The 2,016-nt window shown below is 38.0% G+C and carries 1 protein-coding gene and 1 pseudogene; both read left to right on the top strand.

What is annotated here, in order from left to right; genetic code table 11:
* Positions 1-576: 576 nt before the first annotated feature.
* Positions 577-743, top strand: a pseudogene (locus AFK68_RS43920) (4-hydroxy-3-methylbut-2-en-1-yl diphosphate synthase); the annotation flags it as partial.
* Position 744: 1 nt separating this feature from the next.
* A partial coding sequence (ispG, locus tag AFK68_RS00500; RefSeq protein WP_246843907.1) for a (E)-4-hydroxy-3-methylbut-2-enyl-diphosphate synthase occupies positions 745-1,920 on the top strand: 1,176 nt, incomplete at its 5' end.
* Positions 1,921-2,016 lie beyond the last annotated feature (96 nt).

Raw genomic sequence — 2,016 nt, 5'->3', positions numbered from 1 at the left:
ATATAAGACTTATATAGAATCTGGATAATTAGTTATTGTATCCTCTTAGAGTCAGGAGTCAAGAGTCAGAATAAATATAGTAATCCTAATAGGTCATGACAAATCAAAAAGTAGATAAAAAACTTGAAACTTCTGCCTATTCCCTGTTCCTAGTTAATTTTTCCCTAAAAGCGGCAAGGTTTTTATACACAAATAAAATAGGCTTGCTATATTTGGATTATTTAGCATGAATTTTTAAATTCATATAGGAATCGCTATATCCTTATATTCAATTCCGTTACGGTTTTTTTGAGGTAATTATCCATTATCCATTATTAATTATCGCTACCTTATCCAAATTGAGGAAACACATTCAAAATTAAAAATCCAAAAATCATCTGATAGATAACTTCTACTTTGGAAGTAATTGCTAGAAATTATTGTTAGTTAAAGTTTTCAACCAATATAAGCAAAAATAACTTTTGACTTGTAATTTTTGACTTTTGCGAAAAGTATAAGTGACCATTATATGGCAACCTAAAATATAGAAAACAATATACTACTGAGCCGTTCGCTACAGAAAAATAACGATATATTATGCAAACTCTAGAAAACCCAACCACAACCCCTATAAACCAACCCGCCTTTGACACCACTATCCATCGGCGAAACACTCGCCCTGTCAAAGTAGGTGATATAACCATCGGTGGTGGCCATCCAGTTGTAGTCCAGTCAATGATCAACGAAGATACCCTTGATATTGANGCCTTTGACACCACTATCCATCGGCGAAACACTCGCCCTGTCAAAGTAGGTGATATAACCATCGGTGGTGGCCATCCAGTTGTAGTCCAGTCAATGATCAACGAAGATACCCTTGATATTGATGGCTCCGTAGCTGCTATTCGGCGTTTACATGAAATAGGTTGCGAAATTGTTCGTGTTACTGTTCCCAGTATGGCCCATGCTAAATCTCTGGCAGAAATAAAACAAAAATTAGCAGAAACTTACAAACCAGTCCCACTGGTTGCCGACGTTCATCATAACGGCATGAAAATCGCCCTAGAAGTGGCCAAGCACGTTGATAAAGTGCGAATTAATCCTGGTTTATATGTATTTGAAAAGCCACAAACTGCTAGAAACGAATATACCCAAGCAGAATTTGCAGAAATAGGTGATAAAATTCGCCAAACCCTAGAACCTCTGGTAATCTCTCTCAGAGACCAAGACAAAGCTATGCGTATAGGAGTTAATCATGGCTCCCTAGCTGAAAGGATGCTATTTACTTATGGGGATACCCCAGAAGGTATGGTAGAGTCTGCCCTAGAATTTATTAAAATTTGTGAATCTTTAGACTACTACAATATAGTAATTTCTCTAAAAGCCTCACGGGTGCCAGTAATGCTTGCTGCTTATCGGTTGATGGTGAAGCGGATGGATGAACTAGGTATGGCCTATCCCTTACATTTAGGTGTGACGGAAGCAGGGGATGGAGAGTATGGTCGAATTAAGTCTACTGCTGGTATTGGCACACTTTTAGCAGAAGGAATAGGAGATACAATTCGTGTATCTTTAACTGAAGCACCCGAAAAAGAGATTCCAGTTTGTTACAGTATTCTCCAGGCTTTAGGTCTACGGAAAACAATGGTAGAATATGTAGCTTGCCCCTCCTGTGGTCGCACCTTGTTTAATCTTGAGGATGTTCTGCATCAAGTGCGAGAAGCAACAAAACACCTAACCGGATTAGATATTGCTGTCATGGGTTGTATTGTTAATGGTCCAGGAGAAATGGCAGATGCAGATTATGGTTATGTAGGCAAGCAAGCTGGTTATATCTCGTTATATCGTGGGCGGGAAGAAATTAAGAAAGTCCCCGAATCTCAGGGAGTTGAAGAATTGATTAATTTAATTAAAGCTGATGGGCGTTGGGTTGACCCCTAGTCTATAATTGAAGTGTTTGTGGTAAGACTGTATTTTTACCAATGGATAATGGATAATTGATAATGGATAATTGATAATTGATAATTGATAATTGAT

Source organism: Hydrocoleum sp. CS-953 (assembly GCF_002260545.1).
In the GTDB taxonomy this organism is placed as follows: Bacteria; Cyanobacteriota; Cyanobacteriia; order Cyanobacteriales; family Microcoleaceae; genus Trichodesmium.
This window is presented reverse-complemented; position numbering and strand designations above follow the sequence as displayed.